The following is an 18,290-nucleotide window of genomic DNA, read 5'->3' on the forward strand; positions in this document are numbered from 1 at the left end:
TCACAAGGGGAGAAGATGGGGCTGGGGAAAGGTGAAGGTTGTCCGGCGTATTCCGCAGCAGTCTATGCGGAGCGCGTTTCTCAAACGCGCTCATGTTTGCTGCCATCGAGCGTGTCAACCCAAGAACATTACCGGTATCCGGCAGCCTGAAGATGAAACAAACGGGCGTACATTCTGTTGGCTGCCACCAGTTCCTGATGCGTGCCTGTTTCGATAATACGGCCATTGTCGAGCACAACAATCCGGTCTGCCATCCGTACCGTTGAAAAGCGATGGCTGATCAACACTGCGATGCGTCCGGCTGTTAAATCACGAAAACGCTGAAAGATTTCATACTCTTGTTCAGCATCGAGGGCCGCCGTTGGCTCATCGAGCACCAAGACCTCGCTATCGCGCATGAAAGCGCGTCCCAATGCAATTTTTTGCCACTGACCACCGGATAGCTCAGCACCGTTTTCAAACCAACGCCCCAGCATGGTGTCGTAGCCGTTTGCTAAACGACGCACGATCTCGTCAGCACCACCACGTTCAGCCGCGGCGCGCACCCTTGCTTCATTCGCGACCTCTTCAATCTGCCCGAAACCGATATTCTCGCGTGCCGTAGCCTGATAGCGAACAAAATCTTGAAAAATGACGCCGATGCGTTGCCGAAGCTCATGAAGATTGTAATCGCGCAAATCAATACCATCGAGCAGGATCTGGCCTTCGGTCGGATCGTAGAGGCGAGTCAGTAATTTGATCAGTGTCGTTTTCCCCGCGCCATTTGCGCCAACGAGGGCAATTTTCTCACCCGGTGCAATGTGTAGATTAATGTCGCGTAACGCCCACTCAGCCCGATCTGGATAGCGGAAGCTGACATTACGAAATTCGATCCCCTGTCGGATCGGGCGAGGTACCGGCAGATTGCGCCCGTCTGATATGCGTGGCTCCAGGGCGAGAAAATCAAAGAGGTTGTTCAGGAATAATCCCCCTTCGTAGAGCTGAGCCAGATTGCTGAAGAGGGTTTGCACGACCGACTGGCTGCGCTGAAAAATGGTGAGGTAGAAGGTCATAGCACCAATCGTGATCACGCCGGCTCCTGTTTGCCAGATCAGCCAGCCATACGCGGCGTAATAACCGGCGCTAGCGACTATCCCCCACCACATGCTGATCAGTGATCGTTTCCTGGCCAGCGTAGCATCTTCGTAAAAGAAGCGCTGGAACTGAACTTGATGACGTGCGATCAGTGGTTCGCCTAACCCGAAGAGCTTGACCTCTTTCGCCGCAGTATCGACAGTCAACAGATATTCGAGGTATTGCATGTGCCGAAACTCCGGTGCATGCCAGGTCAGCAAGCGAAAACGGAGCCGACTGAAATGAGTCTGGGCGAGGAAGGCAGGGATCGTCGCACCAAACAAAATTAGTGCTATCAGTGGGCTAAACCAGAGCAGGCTGGTCGTGAATGAGATCAATGTCAATATGTGCTGAATAGCGCTAAACACGGTGTTGACCATGGCCATAGCACGCCAGTTCGTTTCGCGGCGTGCATTTTGCAATTTGTCATAATATTGGGCGTCTTCAAAATAGTGGAGATCGAGCAAGAGTGCTTTTCGCATGATCGTGACATTAATCAGATTGCTCAAGCGTGCATTCAAGATATGCTCACTCAATGATCGAAGCTGCATGAACACTGCCCCGGCTGTGATCAATCCAAACTCACTCAGCAGCCATGGGAGCGTCTGTTCCAGACCGGTCAGTGGGTCGAGTCCTTGTTGTACGACTGCAACTACTTTGTCAACAATCTGCTGCGCAACATACGCCTGTGCTAATGGTAAGCCTGCTGCTACCAGCGTGATCATTGCCATCACCGTGGTATGCTTGCGGTCGGCCTGCCAGACCAGGCGAAAGGCAGCCGGAATGTTGGATAACGTTTGACGCGCTTCACCAATTCGTTGCCGCCAGTTCTGCGGGTGTGGTCGGCCAGGTGATGATCGTGGACGACGGTGAATTCGACCGGTCATAATATCTCCAGGTACTGTTCTTAGAACCTATCCGAAATATCCCGTTGTCGAAAGAAGGCCGATTCGCGCACCGCTTCTATGGCAAGGCGATGCTGGTGCGCCGTGTCGCGGCGCTCGTTACTCAAAAGTATCTCACAACTTTGTCTGACCTGTGTTCATGCCAGGTATGGCAGTTCTCTTTTCGTCTCGAGGCATTCATCGCGCCACGTGGTGATGTCTCGAGTGCAGGCCGAATCACTTTGCAACTTTTTGTTACCATTGAGCGTTTAATAGGGTAGTGGTGTGAATGACAGCATAAGCTACAATATTGTTGATTGTTGTTGGTTTACAACCGGCTGTGATAGTAACATCGCTTCGGGACACCAGGGCTTTTCAGCTCGTGCCAGCGGAGTGAGCGGGAGAGGTGGGTGACCAACCTGCCTCAAGCTCCTCTTCCTCCTTTTTGTATGTCAGAGAACAGGGTGAAAGGTCGAGCGTGCTTTGTAGCACAGACACTAAAAACTTGAGTAGCCCGATCTCGCTTGCTCACTAATGGGTGAGAGCACCGAGACTTGCCGACACGCTCTGTAAGGTGTAGGTGGCGATTGATGGAATCCGTGACCCTGGAGCATTCGTATGGAGACAATCATTGCACTTGCGAGTTCGCTGGGTTTAGCGACAGCTACCGGTCTCAATGCCTATCTCCCACTTCTTACCGTCAGTGTACTTTCGCGGTTGGGTCTGATCCAGCTTAGCGAGCCGTTTGATCTACTCAGTCATCCAATCACGATGGTTGTGTTGGCAATCCTGGCGCTGATCGATTTTATCGGTGACAAAGTTCCAGCGGTCGATAGCGTGCTCCATATCATCGGTCTGGTCATTAGCCCGATTGCTGGAGCGATTGTTGCCCTTGCTACGGCAACTGATGCCGTTTCTATTCATCCAGCAGTTGTTGCGGTGGCTGCGATCATTGCTGCTACGGGCACCCAGAGTGCGCGTACCAGTATCCGCCCGGCGGTGACTGCGGCAACGGGTGGTACTGCTAATCCTTTTGTGAGTTTTCTGGAAGATGCGCTATCGTTTGTGCTGAGCCTGCTAGCGATCTTCTTACCGATGGTGGCTCTGATAATTGCTCTGATTCTGGGTTTTGTCGCCTTCCGTTTCATTCGTGGTGCAGTACGGGTTTGGCGCGAGGCAAAATTACGGCGCAACGGTGTTTCGCACGTACCATGAACCATATTCGGGCTTGTTGGATACGAGGTGTACAATCTATGTAACCCGCCCTTCCTGTCTCTCTTCTTCCGTCACCATTGCCTGATGTGGTTACCTGGGAGCGCGAGCCCGTGTCTTGGCAGATGCAGGTGGTCACCATCGCCCTAGCTTTCGCTGCCCGTGGGGGCGAGGGTATAACCTGCCCTGCCCGCTCACTCCCCTCTCCTCTTTTCACCACTGCCTGGTAGGGAAAAACCTGGATCGCTTGACATTGATCGCTCACCCGTCTATACTCTCTGCGCTATGCTGCGCAATATGACCATTCGCTTTATCTGGCAAGCCGGTTTGGGGGTGCTGCTGATTGTCACCCTCGGCGTTGCCGTCTGGTTGGATAATGCCGCTTTTCGCGGCATCGCATCTCGTTCCCCCATTTCTACACCTTTTCCCTATAGCAACGGCCCGGCATTAGGGGTTAATGTGTTTAACCTCCACCTTGAACCCGATCCCGCAGTGGTTGATCGCACGTTCAAGCTAGCTCGCGAATTAGGTGCAAGCTACGTGCGAATGCAGGTACCCTGGGAAGATATTGAAATTCACGGGCGCGGTGATTTTACTGACCGCCGGAACGAGGCGACAATTGGGATGGTATCAAGCTGGACCAAGTATGACCGGATTGTGGCTTCAGCGGTAGCCCATAACATTGAGTTGATTATGCGTGTTGATCGCACTCCGGCCTGGGCCTGTGAGCGAGGATGTGCGACCCCGGAATTTCAGGCCGGTCTGGCCGTCGATGGCAATTCGACCGGACCGCCGGATGATTTAGCCGATTATGGCCGTTTTCTGGCTACCTTAGTTGAACGCTATCGTGGTCAGGTTCGTTTTTTTCAGATTTGGAATGAACCAAACCTCAAGAACGAGTGGGGCTGGCAAGAGCCAAAACCGGCAGATTTTCTCGCGCTGCTCCGAGTCGGTTATGAAGCGGTAAAGTCGGCTAATCCCGAAGCAGTTGTTCTCTTCCCTGGTCTGGCGCCAACCGATGGTCTTGATCCGCGAGCACCGATGACCGAACTTGAATATCTCGATGCGATCTATACGTTGGGCGGGGCGGCATATTTCGACATTATGGCGGCGCAGAATTACGGTTTGGGGCAGCCACCAACCGAGCATCGCTACATCTTTCTACGTGGTCGTGACAACTGGAACTGGCAACGTCCGATTGATACCCGCAACGATGTTAGTCGGGTCGTCCTGCTTCGCGAGGTCATGGAACGTCACGGTGACTGGTCAACACCGGTGTGGGTGACAGAGTTTGGCTACAATGCGGCGCCTGCTGATATTCCGCCAGAACGACGCTTCGTCTGGGGGCCACCGGTCGATGAAGAAACAAAAGGTCGCTACCTGGTTGCACAGATCGAGCGTGCCCGTCGTGAATGGCCCTGGATGGGGGTCATGAACGTCTGGATGTTGCGCTACGGTGGGTATGCCGAACCTGATCCGGCTGATCCCACGCCCTATTTCGCTCTCGTCAGTCGTGACTGGCAGCTCAGGCCATCGTACCACATCGTGCAGGAATATCTGCGTGCGCCAGTAGTAGCCCACATTGGTGTCCATCCCTGGGAACATCCGGCCGTTGAGCGCACAAGCAGCGGTTGGCGGCTCCGTTTTGTTGGCACCGGTATTGAGTTGCACGGTGGCAAGCTCATGAACGTTGTCATCGACGGTCAAGAGACATCAATGAATGGTCAGGCAATCCAAGGTCTGGCCGATACGTTGCACACGATTGAGGTGAACGGTGAAACGCCGCCAACCGGTTTTGCCGTTATTCGCGACCTGCCCTGGCGATCGCTCGGCGATTATGGGCCACTCATTCTTGTGGCAGGTTTAGCAGTAGTGGGTGCGCTCACGATGCGCACCGCACTACAGATGCTTGATCACCTCTTACACCACTGGCAGCAGATCGCTGACGAACGACGCGAATGGATCATCTTTGCTTTGCAAGGGATCACGCTGGCGATTGCGTACCGGGCATCGGCGCAGCTTCCCATAACGATGCTTGGCTTTCTCCCCTTTCTCGGTCTGAGCATTGCGCGTCCCGATCTGGCTATTCGCTGGGTAGCGATCACTGTTCCATTGTATTTCATACCAAAAGGAATCTTCGATGCCCGTTTTGGCATTCGTGACAGTGGCATCTACCTTCCGCTGCATGAAGTTGTGCTCTGGACGACGACAATTGCGACTATCATACGCGATTGGCGGCAGTTGCGTTGGCCGGGTTTCAAGGTTCTACAGACAACAATATGGGTGCTGCTACCGGCCGGATTAGTGTTGCTTGGCGGTCTCTGGGGGGTACTCATTGCCGAGGTACGTGGCCCGGCCCTGCGTGAACTGCGCTGGATGATCATCGAGCCACTGCTCTTTATCGGATTACTCTGGTGGCACGAACGGCAGGGTCGGGCAGTGTTCTACCCAGTCCTGCTCGGTTGGTTAGCCGGTGGCGCTGTCTCAGCACTGGTAGCGCTGGCGCAATTTGGCGGTATAGACCTGACGGCGCTCATCGGTACCAAAATCAGCCACGGTGCCGATCTGGTTGCCACCGAGGGTGTGGTACGGGCGACTGGCTTATACGGACACCCTAACAATCTTGGTCTAGCGATGGGGCGGGTCTGGCCGCTTGCTACGGTGCTAGCGTGGGGCGTTTGGCAGCAGCGCCGGCGTTGGCCAACCATCATCTTGGCTGGTATCGCTGTGTTATCCTTAGCCGCGCTGATGGTCTCCTTCTCGCGTGGCGCGTACCTAGGAGCGTTGGTAGCCGCGAGTGGACTTCTATTCTTTACTGCGACGCCGCGTATCCGTTCTCGGCTCATCATCGGGATGGTCCTTGTCGTGGCAGTGATTGTCATCACGGCGACCATCTTCGGTATTGAACGACTCAGTCTGTTTACCGGAAGTAGCACCATCCGGTTGGCGACGTGGCGTGCGGCGTTAGCAATATTCATTGACCATCCATTTGGAATTGGTCTCGATCAGTTTCTGATCGTCTATCAGCGTTATATCGATCCAGCGCTCCTCAACACCAACGAAGTCTACACAGCGCATCCCCACAACCTGGTGCTTGATCTCCTGCTACGGGGTGGGCCACTGCTCTTCATCGGGTTGGGATGGGCTGGATGGCGTATTCTGCGTGCGCCAGTACACTCCCCCTCGCCACTGAGCATCGGTGCTGCGGCGACACTAGCTGGTGCACTGATGCACGGCCTCGTCGATGCTTTCTACTTCTGGCCTGATCTGGCGTTTAGTTTCTGGCTGTTGGTGGTGTGCAGTGCGCACTGGAGAGGAGGATGGGGTAACGCCAATTCATCCTTTTCAGCAAAACAAGAGTAAGGTACGCTGGTAATCTGCATAACTCATGGGTACGCAACTTGCTTCCTCAACCATTGAGTAAGGAAAAAATTCACTCAGGTTCACGGAGATTTTACTATCGCATGTTTTCTCTGAAGATGTCATGATTCAGGCGAATGCTGTATGCACGCTGTATGTTTATAAGCTGTAAATACCTACAGACGGATTGGCGTGCGCTTTGGGAATGTTATCGTTGACCTTCTCAACAGTTGACCCTCTGCATAATACGGCATGGCGATGAATCCTTTGTTCTGGTAGTTTTGCTATTTGCGAAGATTCTCTATGAACATGAACTATAATCGACAACAGTGGGAAGCGCTTGGTAGGCTCGATCCTTTTTGGGCAATGACGGGTATCAGCAATTGGGATTTAAGTGCTTTCTGGAAGACCGGCTACGTTCAGGTAGAACAGCTTCACCAGGAAATGTCACAAATTGGGTATCCCAAGCAGTTTAACCGTGTACTTGATTTTGGTTGTGGGATTGGCCGGTTAGCACCAGCTTTTCGTACATTGTTCGATGAGTATGTTGGCGTCGATGTAGCCGAAAGTCTAATACAGAAAGCGCGTCAGCTTCATGCCCATTTGCCACAGACACGCTTTCTGTTGTTACAGCCAGATAGAATCGACTTACCAGATCAGAGCTTCGATCTCATCTTTTCGTTTGGTGTCTTTCAACATATACCGAATCATCGGTCGGTACTTCATACTATTACTGAATTTGTCCGTATGTTGAAACCAAACGGACTGATCTTTTTCAATGTTTGCCATTATATTCGTTGGAGGTATCGTTTGCAGCTACGTCGGCGTTTGTATTTTCTCTGTAAGCGATTTGGCATCCTCGATTATCATCTATTTTATCGATTTAAACTATACCCCCAATCGGTTCACGCAGTTCCTTATCAAACTTTGCAACGTTATCTGCAGACGCTTTCTCTACAACCTCTGATCTCCCGCCGTTCTTCTCCTCCTGATGCTCCACATCAGTTATGGGAATACGGACTAATCAAGTGTGGTGAACATATCTCCTCAAAATAAGGTTTCATAGACACACAGTGTATATGTCTGAGGAGAGCATGATGGTCGGTATTCCTCAACTTTCTCCAACCATTTTTGCTGTGTTAAGAGCGATAGGGTGAGTGCTATGTGTTCCCTATTTTGACAGCATTAGAACATTAGCGGTAAGTGTAAAACTTGCTCCTGTCGGTTGACGGGTTGAATTGTTGGATGGCGCCTGACAACATTCAGCTTGATTTTCGTTGCCACTTGTAATTCGACATTCACTTCATAGACAACGCTAATACTCTGTTAACCTTCTTCTAATCCTGAATGTCTATCTTGCCAGAATTGAGTGGATCATTGCAACAGACACTCAGTTGCGCACACAAGGGAGGTAGACGATGCGCATATTTCGCATGATCAACGTCCTTGTTGTTTTGGCGCTGCTGATGATTGCGGGCGCAGCGCCAGTGCTGGCTCAAGAGGGCCAGCGTAGTCTCTTCTTCTACACTCGTTATCCGGATCAGGAAGCTACCGTTGGCGATACGATCACCTTTAAGCTGACGCTCGGAACTGAGACGACGCCGCAGATCGTTCGGCTCGGTTTGCGTGATGTGCCGACTGGCTGGAATGCTACATTCCGCGGTGATGGACGGGTGATCCAATCGGTGTACGTTGAACCGAATAATAATGCTACGTTCGATCTGCGAATTGAGCCGCCGAACGATGTCAAGGCCGGTGAATACCGTATGGTGGCAGTGGCAACCGGTGTGGCACAAGAGGTTACACTACCGATTGCGTTAACGCTCAAAGAAAAGACGATGAATCCGGCTGGTCTCTCGTTCAAGGTTGATCTACCGACTCTGCGCGGTTCTCCCACAACCACCTTCCGCTACAATGTAACTCTCAAGAATGAGAGTAGTGAAGAAGTGCCGGTGAGCTTACTGGCCGAAGCTCCACGTGGCTTCCAGGTTGATTTTAAGCTCTCTGGTCAGAGTATTACCAGCGTGCCGTTTGGTCCAAATGAGTCGAAGAGCTTAAGCATTGAGGTGCGCCCGTTCACCGATGTTCCGGCCGGTACATACGAGATCAATATCCTGGCGCGCGGCGGTGATCTTCAGGCAACCACACGCTTGGTGGCCGATATTACCGGTCAGCCACAGCTCGTGCTTACAACTCCAGATGGACGACTTTCCGGTGAGGCTCGTATTGGTGAACAAACTGAAGTAAAGCTGGTTGTGCGTAACAGAGGAAGTGCACCAGCGCGCAATATTGAACTGAGTGCTTCACCACCTATCGGCTGGACGGTTGAGTTTGAGCCGAAGCAGATTGCAGAGCTGGCAGCCAATCAGGAGATCGAAGTGACGGCTAAAGTACAGCCCTCGAATCAGGCCATTTCGGGCGACTATCTGGTGACATTTACTGCACGTCCGGCTGAGGCTTCAGCAGCGACCAGTGAATTCCGCTTCACCGTGCTAACATCAACCCTATGGGGTCTGGTTGGGATTGCACTTATCGCCGTTGCGGTCGTTGGGGTTGGTCTGGCCGTGATGCGCTTTGGTCGTCGCTGAGCAGTCTATAAGAGGATGAGAAGCGAGAAGGTTGTGAGATGAGGATGTTTCAATACTCGTCACCTCTCACTTCTCACTCCTCTATCCTATGAGGTGGTGATATGGCAGAGGTTGTAGTAGAGTGCCGTGACCTTACCAAACAGTACGGCTCGTTCACCGCTGTTGATAATCTCAATTTAACGGTGCGAAAGGGTGAAGTGTTCGGTCTGTTAGGTCCAAACGGCGCCGGTAAAACGACGACAATTTTGATGCTTCTCGGCCTGACTGAGCCAACCAGCGGGAGTGTGCGGGTACTTGGCTTAGACCCGGCACGTCAGCCTCTGAGCGTAAAGGCACGGGTTGGCTATCTGCCCGATCAGGTCGGGTTTTACGATAACCTTACCGCTCGCGAGAATCTGAATTATATTGCGAAACTGAACGGTATGCGCGAGCCGGAAATGAGTCGACGGATCAACGCTGCGCTCGAACAGGTAGGTTTGAGCCAGGTTGCTGACCGTCGGGTCAAAACATTTTCGCGCGGTATGCGTCAGCGCCTGGGTGTGGCTGAGGTGTTGATCAAACAACCGCAACTTATCATCATGGACGAGCCGACGTTGGCGCTCGATCCGGAAGCGGTACGTGAATTTCTCGATCTGATTCGACAATTGAAGACGAGTGGGATCACGATGTTGCTTTCGTCGCATCTGCTACAACAGGTGCAGGCGGTCTGTGATCGGGTTGGTCTGTTCCACAAAGGTCGAATGGTACTGGAAGGGACGGTCAGCGAGCTGGCGCAACGAGTGTTGGGCGGTGCATACCGCATTCATCTCGAAGTAGAGGGCGGTGATGCGGTCGCGACGGCTCTGCGTGCACTTCCCGATGTGCTAAGTGTATCTCAGGAAGGCACACGCTTCTACAACATCGAAGCACGTGCCGATCTGCGAGCCGAGATCGCACGGAAAGTGGTCGAAGTAGGCGGTCGGTTGCTAGGCTTAAGCATTGACACTCCTAGTCTTGATGAGGTCTACGCTCGCTACTTCAAGAAAGGAGCAGCCTATGCAGCGACAACGTAGTAGTACGCCGGCTCGTCAGCAGCGCGAAGGATCGCCCTGGACAGGGTTGTGGGCCGTTGTAGCGAAAGAAATGGCCGATTACTTGACCAGTGTGCGCATGCTGATCCTGGAGGCGTTGATTTTGCTCACCGCTTTTGGAACGGTTTACGCAGCAGCGCAAAATCTGCGGGCCGGTACCGGCAGTGGTGATCAATTCCTGTTTTTGCGTTTGTTTACCACTGCTCGCGATCCACTACCGGCATTTGTCGGTTTTCTCGGTTTGCTGGTGCCTTTGCTGGCCATTGCGCTGGCCTTCGACTCGATAAATGGTGAGTTTAACCAGCGCACGTTGTCGAAGGTATTGGCTCAACCGATCTATCGCGATGCCCTCTTGATGGGTAAGTTTCTGGCCGGTTTAGGGACACTGGCGCTGGCGCTGGCAGCGATCTGGTTATTGATCATTGGAATGGGACTATTGCAGTTGGGTGTGCCGCCAACCGGTGAAGAGACCGTGCGGATGCTATGGTTTCTGCTGGTCACCATCTTTTACGGCGGAATCTGGTTGGCATTAGCAATGCTCTTTTCAATAATCTTTCGCCAGCCAGCAACCGCAGCTCTGGCGGCAATTGCCGTCTGGCTCTTCTTCACCGTCTTCTGGGGTATTATAGCTAGTCTCCTGGCACGCACACTGCAACCGGTTCCGCCCGGTGATCTTCAGGCACTGGTCAACCAGATTCAGCTTGAGCTGATGCTAACCCGGCTCTCACCTAACACGCTCTTCTCAGAGGTGGCACTGGCGATGCTTAATCCGGCAGTGCGTGCGCTGGGGTTGATCTTACCCATTCAGTTACACAATGCTATTCCGGGAACGCCGCTACCGGCTGCACAGAGCATTCTGCTGACATGGCCCCATGCAACCGGTCTGATTGCGGCCACAATTGTGCTTTTTGCCGTCGGTTACATCCTGTTTCAACGTCAGGAAGTGCGGGCGTAGTAGGAGACGTATCGGACGTATCGGTTGACGCCAAAACGTAGGGGCACAGGAGGTTGGGCAGATAGGGTCAGCAAGGCCTTTGCCCTGACCTGCCATTAGAGTCTGATCAAAAAACTCCCCTTCTCGCCCTGTGTGGGAGAGGAAGGGCCAGGGGGAAGGTGAGGGGAGCAACCTTCCCCCTTCTCGCCCTGTGTGGGAGAGGAAGGGGCCAGGGGGAAGGTGAGGGGAGCAACCTTCCCCCTTCTCGCCCTGTATGGGAGAGGAAGAGGGGCCAGGGGGAAGGTGAGGGGTACGATTCTAGCAAGAGGCACAGCTTTGCCCCGATGCCGTCATCCGTCGTGATGCCACGAGGGTTATTTGGTTAGGCAATCAACGCCAGCCGCCGATTGCCTCAAAGATCGCTCGATCGTGGTACGGATTGGGGACCGTTGCTTGAGGTTGTGCCAGTAGATACTCAGCCATCTCCTCAAAGGGTCGCGTGCATTCCTCTTTCCCCGGCCCCTCCATCTCGAAGAGTGTCTTACCGGCAAGGCGTGAACGACGAATGAGATCGTGGTAAGGGACGCGCCCGATAATTTTGGTGCCAACTTTCTCGGCGAATTGATCAAGCAAGTTCGTACCGCCGCCGTACTCATAATCGACTCGGTTGGCAATAATGCCGGCTAACTTCACTTTGTGACGCTGTGACTTTTGCGCAATCGCGAGGCAGAGCCGGTTGGCGGCAAAGATGCTATCGAAGTCGTTGCACGCAATGATCAACCCGTAGTCGGCATAGTTGAGAGGTGCTGAAAAGCCACCACAGACTACGTCGCCAAGAACGTCGAACACAATCACATCATACTTGTCGTAGAGACCAAACTCTTTCAGGAGTTTGACCGTCTCACCCACAACATAGCCGCCGCAACCGCTACCGGCCGGTGGGCCACCTGATTCAAGTGTATCAACACCGGCAAAGCCGGTATGAATGACATCATCTTTACTCACGTCTTCCAAATGGAAATTAACACTGTCCAGCACGTCGATAACGGTTGGTTGGAGATGACCAGTCAACGGAAAGGTACTATCGTGCTTGGGATCACAGCCGATCTGGAGTACTTTGGCGCCCTTGAGAGCCATCGCTGCTGAAAGATTGGCCGAGGTTGTCGATTTACCAATTCCACCTTTGCCGTAGATCGCGAGGATAAGGGACATGGACAACTCCTTCTGTTGGGCCGGCAGTGCCGGCAGCGAATGACCATTCCAATGCCGTTCACGGTGCTAATGTGCGGTTAAATGTACGTTGATAGACATCAGCGTAGCGCGCCAGCGCACGGTACACATAACCGGGGACAATCCGCCGTTCGAGCCGACCGTGTCGCTCGCGGACGAATTGCAAGTTCCGGAGCAGTTTCATCTCGATCACCGAGCGGGCGAATTCGAGTCCTTTCGGCCCGCTCCGGCGTTGGATGAATGCCACTAATTGCCGAACCGGCCACGGTGGTCGCTTCCGCGGCTGACCCAGCATCTGGATGTATGCAGGCATGCCACGAGTCCGATCACCGCTGCTGATCGGTTCTCGTTCTTCAACGTAAGGCCGTAGCAGGTTGTACAATTCTACCCCCTGCTCGGTACGAATGAGCGTCCATTGCCAGCGTTCTTCGGGTGGGAGTGGTGCTCCCATGTAGCCGATGGTCAGATCGGACAGGCCATTTTGATAATCGAAACAGCTCAGACAGGCGGGCGGAAAAACCCCTAATTCACCACCGAGCCGATTGACATCGAGATCGACAAAGTTAACCTTCTCGACCGAACCATCTTCATGCTTGAGCCAGATGCGGAAATCTTGCATAAACTCGTGGTGGACGACCGTTGCTGGCGAGCGAGAAACGACCTGCAAGAAACGCTGAAGATCGGGATACGTTGTGTTGTCTGTACAAGGGATACCAATGATGTAGAGTCGTTCCAGACCGAGCTGATCCTCGATAGCGCGCAGGGCGTGCACCTGACAGCCGGTACCGATGTAGGCAATGCGACGCAGACCGGCTTGCCGTACCTGGGTCAGCACGTCGAGGGTAGGAGCAAGGCAGGGTTTGTTACCGCGCGTCGCCCGCACTTCATCGGGAGTTCGAGCCAGGATCGGTAGCGGCGCGTAGCGTGTGCCGGGTACTGCACCGGTTGTAATCACCCCTTCAACCAGACCGCGCTCGAGCAAGAGGGCGCCGAGACTGGTAACGGCGCCACTCCACTGGGCATCAGGAACGGGTGGGCGCATACGGAAGACGCGCAACTCGCGGTAGATACCGAAGAGCAGTTCATCGCCGTCGTGGCGGTTGCGACCGTGTAAACGGCGCTCAATCTCCTCGGCGCGATTGTTGACGAAGACGCAGCTCTGCGCCATGAAAGGTCGTAACTCGCCGGTGCAGATACCGCAGTCGCTACACAATTTCGGACGCCCGGCCAGCCGTTCTTCGCGGCTCAAGAGGGCAATCTCGGCCAGTTGCCGGGATGGTCGCGGCTGATGGGGTGTCTTGGATGGCAGCGTCGTGTTCATGCTCCAAGCTCCTCTTTGGCAGCCAGCAAGACCTCTGCCGTAATGACCGCGTGACCACGCTGACGGGCATACTTCTCGACGTTGCCTCGCACGCGCCCCCGCACAAAGAAGGGAACTTTCTTGAGCATCGCTTCAGCATCGGCAGCCCAAACCGGATCAACTGGCGCCGGTGCTGATGTAACGGCGGCAGGCGATGTTTGGCTTGGGGCAGGTGCAGACGTTACAGCAACGGCAACCGGTGATTCAGCGAGCGGTTTACTACTCTCAACCGGTGGAGCCACAGGCGCTGGTTCAGCGACCGCTACCCCCTCCCTTTTCTCCGGCAGATCAAGCCCTGCATCACCAAACAGATCGATCAGGTGTTTCTCCATACCGAGCGTACAGGTGGTATACACCTCATCGGCAATCACATCTGCACCGTCGAAGCCGAGGAAGGGGCGATACGCCAGCAAGTGGTTCTCGATATGGGTTGGCGGCGAGATGACCATACAATTTAGATCGTAGCGTCGCGAGGTATGGCGTTCCATCTGTGTGCCGCAGACTAGTTCGGGGCGCAGCTCGGCAATTCGGTTCGCCACCGTTTGGAACTCATCGGTCACCAGCAGATCATCGACGTAGCCGGTCAGTTGTTCGCGTACCCAATCGGCCTGATGCTTTACATACGTACCGGCGCCGGCAATCGGCATTCCCAACTCATCACGCAAGAAGCGTGTAATACCGACAACATGCGTGGCATCACCAAACACGAAGGCCGGCTTCCCGGAAAAACTATCCATGTCGGCAGTGCGTGCAAACCAGGGTACGGCAGAAGGCGCTGACATCCCATCGAGCGAAAAAGCGGTAAGTGGTGGCATCGGAATCTCGGCGCCGGCCTGCGCTAGCAGCTCACGCAACCGCTCGATCCAGCGCAGCGTCGGCTGGACACCGATAGGTGCATCGAGCAGGGCCGGCACGCCAAACTGCTCTTCAAGATAGGTTGCAGCCCGCAGACCCAACTCGCGGTAGGGTGCAATCGTCAGCCAGGCAGCCGGTAAACGACGTAAATCGGCAATACTGGCACCCCACGGTGCAACCACGTTAATCTCTAGTCCCAAGGTCTTGAGCATACGGCGCAGACTGATCAAATCGTGACGGGCATGGAAACCGAGCGAGGCCGGGCCGAGAATGTTCACGGTTGGGCGCTCGGTGCGCGGTTGGGGTTGGGCGTAGCGTTTGACCAGATCGGTAAACAAACTCTCGGCGGCGACAATTTCTTGCATGCGGTACGGATTGGCGTCGTAGACCATCACATCGCATTGCAAGCCGGCATGTTGGGCGGCAATTTCCAGATTCTCTTGCAACAAGATCGTCGAGCACGAGGCTACCACGACGATCAGATCGGGATGCACCCGCTCTTCCACCTGTCGTAGTGTATCCGGGAGGCGGATCGTGCCCCGGGCAAGGTCGGTTCCACTCACCACACTCGTTGTCATCGCCGGAAAGTTGGGAGTACGGTCAAGCATTGCAAAGATTGCATTGACATAATCATCACCTTGCGGTGCGTGGAACACAGCGTGGACATTCCGCATACTGTTGGCAATCCGGCCAACGCCGTGATGGGCAGTTCCTTCGTACATCCAGTAAGCCAGACGCATGGAGTCGTCTCCTCTCACGATTGCAACGAGATCACACCACCGGCTGAGCTGGGCATCATACCGGTCAACCAGATTGGATCAGAACCGAGCGGGTCGAGCTGTGCGTGGCGTTGCAGTGCACGAGTGAACGACGTCACCAGGTTGTTGACGCCAGCCCAACCGTGGATTGGCAGGAAGCAATACTCGGTTCCCCATTTTGCGACTGTTCCCTGACCGACGAGCGGGTTTGTCGTAATGATGTTTGAGATTATCAGGTCGGGCTTCGTTTCAGCGATGGTGCGCAACTGACGATGGAAATTAGCCTGTTCGACCAGTCGCACACCTTCGAGCGCAGCCAGTTCGGCAGCGTGAAAGCGCCGATTAATGTATGGGGTCGAGCATTCGACTACTTCAGCGCCACAGGCCTTGAGGAAACGGGCAAGTGGTAGCTCCATCAGCGTATCACTGGCAAAGAAGACCTTCTTGCCCCGCAAGAGATCGGTGTGATGCTTGATCCGTTCCCATGCTGCCGCTTCACGGTCGCTAAGGTCAACCCGCATTCCGAACTGAGCAGCTAAATCTTCCCAGAACCGGCGGGTACCGTCAGGCCCAAACGGGAAGAGTGACGAGAGAACGGTACAGCCTCGCTCATTGCGCAATTGAGTGGCGGTTTTATGGAGATACGGTTGCAAGGGAGCGATCACGGTTCCCGGCCCGATGGGTGGCAACTCGGTAAAATGGCTGGCCGGTAAGAAGCCGGCAACCGGAATGCCTAGCCGGGCCGCTTCAAGCGAGAAATCATCGGCAATTGCATCGTTGACCGAACCGAGAAAGACAACTCGCTTGTCATCGGGTGGGGCTGGTGGGCAGAAGGGGATCAGTGCCTGTAAGACCGAATCCTCACTCTGCGAGAAGGTGTAATCCAGGCCGGAGGCAGGAACAAACAAAACCGGCACTTCGGGGGTGCTGACCGAAGCTGCCAATCCTTCAAACTCAACCTTCATCACTTCGGGGGTGCACGACGAGAGCAGAAAAATCACCGAAGGATGATGCTCGCGCTTGATCTCCTCGATTTGCGCAGCGATGTCAGGCTGCGATGAACTGAGATCAGATTCTTCAAGCAGCGAAACGGCAAAGCGCGGTCGAGCAAAGATCATGACGCCGAGGGTGTTTTGCAGAAGGTGGGCGCAGGTATGAGTACCAAGGATGAGAAAGAAGCTGTCTTTGATCTTTTGGTAGAGCCAACCAACGCTAACCAGACCGCAAAACGAGTGGTAAATGCCATCCTCGCGGATGGGAGTCGCTTTTGAGTGCATAGCGCCTCCTTAAAGATTGTAGTGCCGATTTGGAACTACCAGGTTTAGAAACATTTTAGCATAAAAAGCAAGAAGGTGAAGTATAAACAAATTCGGTGCAAAAGTGGTGCAAAGGTAAGTTTGAACAGTGACGGGTGTGGAGATGGCGTTTGTCTCCGAGAGGTACCTGCTTAATCACCCGCTTCTGATCTCTCGAAGTGGCACTGCCGATCAGGAGATGACCTTCGCTCATCTTTCGCAACGAGTGGTTGCAGGTAGGTTCAGTATTGCCGCGTTTTTTCGTGTAACTTTTTGGCCGCTCAAACGGTTTTTATATCGAGCACCGTTTTGAGCGCCAGGAAGACACGATGAATGGAACATACCACTACCCGCTGCCCGTTGCGCTGTCACCCTCGCCCCTGCACGCTGCCCAGCGCTATGCTACAATACCGGCAGACCCACCTACCACAGCAAGGAGTAACCGTGATGACCCATCCTACCGTCACCACACCGGCGCCGCCACCGGCCGACGACCCCTTCCGCTACGGCTGGCGCTACGTCCGTCGGCCTACCCCCGACGACCCCGACCACCTCGAACCGGTGCCGCTCACCCTCGAAGATGTGTTGCATCCCGAAGAGGGAGACTTCATCGTGCACAGTGACCGCCACGAAACCGACCGGATGTACCTCACCGCAGTGCTGCGCGCTCGGCTCGAAGTGCACGGGCGGGCCATCGTGCTGAGCGACGTGCGGGTGGCGTGGGACGTGCCTGACCTGCGGCCGCACGGACCGGACGTGATGGTCATTCCGGGACTGCGCGAGCGGCGCGACTGGAGCACGTTTGACGTGGCGGAGGAGGGGGTGCGACCGGCGTTGATAATTGAAATCACCTCGCCGGAGACGCGGGAGAACGACGTGGTGTGGAAGGTGGCGCACTACGCACGGGCGGGGGTGGCGCAGTATGTGATTGTGGACAACATTGGACGGCGGGGGGAGCGGCAGCTCCGGTTGCTCGACTATCGGCTGGTGGGGGACACCTACCGGCTGCAACCGCCGGACGAGCGGGGGTGGGTGTATCTGGAACTGGCCGACCTGTGGGTAGGAGTGGAAGGCGACCACGTGGTGTGCTACGCCGACGACGGCACGGCGTTTGGCGACTACGCGACGGTGGTACAGCAGGCGGTGGAAGCTGAGGCGCGAGCGCGACAGGAAGCGGCAGCACGGGCCGAGGCGGAGGAACAAGCTCGGCGCGAAGCGGCAGCGCGGGCCGAGGCGGAGGAACAAGCTCGGCGCGAAGCGGCAGCGCGGGCCGAGGCGGAGGAACAAGCTCGACGGGAAGCGGCAGCGCGGGCGGAGGCGGAGGAACAAGCTCGGCGCGAAGCGGCAGCGCGGGCCGAGGCGGAGGAACAAGCTCGACGGGAAGCGGCAGCGCGGGCGGAGGCAGAAGCGCTGGCACGTGCAGCAGCAGAACAATCACAACGCGAAGCGGCAGCGCGGGCCGAGGCGGAGGAACAAGCCCGTCGGGAAGCCGCAGCGCGGACCGAGCTTGAAGCCCGTCTGCGTGAATTGGAAGCCAAGTTGCAGCGGTTACAGGGGACGTAGGCGCAAACACCGCAACCGATGCGACGACAACACGCGGAGGTACCCAACGCAGGTGCCCCTTCGTGTTG

At 55.0% G+C, this 18,290-nt stretch carries 12 protein-coding genes; 7 read left to right on the top strand and 5 right to left on the bottom strand.

Features of this window, described 5'->3' with window-relative positions; translation table 11 throughout:
* Positions 1-128 precede the first annotated feature (128 nt).
* Positions 129-2,000, bottom strand: a complete 1,872-nt coding sequence (locus QTO31_RS07690) for an ABC transporter ATP-binding protein (RefSeq protein ID WP_301428629.1) — start codon at positions 1,998-2,000, stop codon at positions 129-131.
* A gap of 615 nt (positions 2,001-2,615) precedes the next feature.
* On the opposite strand from QTO31_RS07690, the gene QTO31_RS07695 reads away from it, so the two are divergent.
* The 6 genes from QTO31_RS07695 (at position 2,616) to QTO31_RS07720 (ending at position 11,182) form a co-directional block, all read left to right on the top strand.
* On the top strand, positions 2,616-3,212 hold the full coding sequence (locus tag QTO31_RS07695; protein ID WP_301428630.1) for a DUF4126 domain-containing protein: 597 nt from the start codon (positions 2,616-2,618) through the stop codon (positions 3,210-3,212).
* A 294-nt stretch (positions 3,213-3,506) separates the two neighbouring features.
* Positions 3,507-6,572 (top strand): O-antigen ligase family protein, encoded by a 3,066-nt coding sequence (locus QTO31_RS07700; protein WP_301428631.1) that lies wholly within the window; start codon positions 3,507-3,509, stop codon positions 6,570-6,572.
* 300 nt (positions 6,573-6,872) lie between these two features.
* Complete coding sequence (locus QTO31_RS07705; RefSeq protein ID WP_301428632.1) at positions 6,873-7,625, top strand: class I SAM-dependent methyltransferase; 753 nt, start codon at positions 6,873-6,875, stop codon at positions 7,623-7,625.
* A 362-nt stretch (positions 7,626-7,987) separates the two neighbouring features.
* Positions 7,988-9,157: an NEW3 domain-containing protein gene (locus QTO31_RS07710; protein WP_301428633.1), complete on the top strand. Its 1,170-nt coding sequence runs from the start codon at positions 7,988-7,990 to the stop codon at positions 9,155-9,157.
* A 101-nt stretch (positions 9,158-9,258) separates the two neighbouring features.
* On the top strand, positions 9,259-10,209 hold the full coding sequence (locus tag QTO31_RS07715) for an ABC transporter ATP-binding protein (protein ID WP_301428634.1): 951 nt from the start codon (positions 9,259-9,261) through the stop codon (positions 10,207-10,209).
* Complete coding sequence (locus QTO31_RS07720) at positions 10,193-11,182, top strand: ABC transporter permease (protein WP_031461393.1); 990 nt, start codon at positions 10,193-10,195, stop codon at positions 11,180-11,182. The genes QTO31_RS07715 and QTO31_RS07720 overlap by 17 nt, the downstream gene beginning before the upstream one ends.
* 369 nt (positions 11,183-11,551) lie before the next feature.
* On the opposite strand, the gene bchL is transcribed toward QTO31_RS07720, so the two are convergent.
* From bchL to bchN, 4 genes are read right to left on the bottom strand one after another with little or no spacing between them, the layout of a single operon-like run.
* On the bottom strand, positions 11,552-12,373 hold the full coding sequence (gene bchL / locus QTO31_RS07725) for a ferredoxin:protochlorophyllide reductase (ATP-dependent) iron-sulfur ATP-binding protein (RefSeq protein ID WP_031461186.1): 822 nt from the start codon (positions 12,371-12,373) through the stop codon (positions 11,552-11,554).
* Positions 12,374-12,431: 58 nt separating this feature from the next.
* Positions 12,432-13,712, bottom strand: a complete 1,281-nt coding sequence (locus QTO31_RS07730; RefSeq protein ID WP_031461185.1) for a Coenzyme F420 hydrogenase/dehydrogenase, beta subunit C-terminal domain — start codon at positions 13,710-13,712, stop codon at positions 12,432-12,434.
* On the bottom strand, positions 13,709-15,346 hold the full coding sequence (locus QTO31_RS07735) for a ferredoxin:protochlorophyllide reductase (ATP-dependent) subunit B (protein WP_301428635.1): 1,638 nt from the start codon (positions 15,344-15,346) through the stop codon (positions 13,709-13,711). Before QTO31_RS07735 ends, QTO31_RS07730 begins: the two co-directional genes overlap by 4 nt.
* Before the next feature lie 14 nt (positions 15,347-15,360).
* Positions 15,361-16,641: a ferredoxin:protochlorophyllide reductase (ATP-dependent) subunit N gene (gene bchN, locus QTO31_RS07740; RefSeq protein WP_301428636.1), complete on the bottom strand. Its 1,281-nt coding sequence runs from the start codon at positions 16,639-16,641 to the stop codon at positions 15,361-15,363.
* 465 nt (positions 16,642-17,106) lie between these two features.
* Between bchN and QTO31_RS07745 the strand changes: the two genes are divergently transcribed.
* Positions 17,107-18,222: a Uma2 family endonuclease gene (locus QTO31_RS07745; RefSeq protein WP_301428637.1), complete on the top strand. Its 1,116-nt coding sequence runs from the start codon at positions 17,107-17,109 to the stop codon at positions 18,220-18,222.
* The last annotated feature ends 68 nt before the right edge of the window (positions 18,223-18,290 follow it).

This window comes from Chloroflexus sp. MS-CIW-1, from assembly GCF_030444705.1.
GTDB lineage: Bacteria > Chloroflexota > Chloroflexia > Chloroflexales > Chloroflexaceae > Chloroflexus.

Bases quoted from the DNA above. Each gene is read 5' to 3' on its own strand.
- QTO31_RS07690 (WP_301428629.1), bottom strand. From the start codon at position 2,000: ATGACCGGTCGAATTCACCGTCGTCCACGATCATCACCTGGCCGACCA.
- QTO31_RS07695 (WP_301428630.1), top strand. From the start codon at position 2,616: ATGGAGACAATCATTGCACTTGCGAGTTCGCTGGGTTTAGCGACAGCT.
- QTO31_RS07700 (WP_301428631.1), top strand. From the start codon at position 3,507: ATGACCATTCGCTTTATCTGGCAAGCCGGTTTGGGGGTGCTGCTGATT.
- QTO31_RS07705 (WP_301428632.1), top strand. From the start codon at position 6,873: ATGAACATGAACTATAATCGACAACAGTGGGAAGCGCTTGGTAGGCTC.
- QTO31_RS07710 (WP_301428633.1), top strand. From the start codon at position 7,988: ATGCGCATATTTCGCATGATCAACGTCCTTGTTGTTTTGGCGCTGCTG.
- QTO31_RS07715 (WP_301428634.1), top strand. From the start codon at position 9,259: ATGGCAGAGGTTGTAGTAGAGTGCCGTGACCTTACCAAACAGTACGGC.
- QTO31_RS07720 (WP_031461393.1), top strand. From the start codon at position 10,193: ATGCAGCGACAACGTAGTAGTACGCCGGCTCGTCAGCAGCGCGAAGGA.
- bchL (WP_031461186.1), bottom strand. From the start codon at position 12,373: ATGTCCCTTATCCTCGCGATCTACGGCAAAGGTGGAATTGGTAAATCG.
- QTO31_RS07730 (WP_031461185.1), bottom strand. From the start codon at position 13,712: ATGAACACGACGCTGCCATCCAAGACACCCCATCAGCCGCGACCATCC.
- QTO31_RS07735 (WP_301428635.1), bottom strand. From the start codon at position 15,346: ATGCGTCTGGCTTACTGGATGTACGAAGGAACTGCCCATCACGGCGTT.
- bchN (WP_301428636.1), bottom strand. From the start codon at position 16,641: ATGCACTCAAAAGCGACTCCCATCCGCGAGGATGGCATTTACCACTCG.
- QTO31_RS07745 (WP_301428637.1), top strand. From the start codon at position 17,107: ATGACCCATCCTACCGTCACCACACCGGCGCCGCCACCGGCCGACGAC.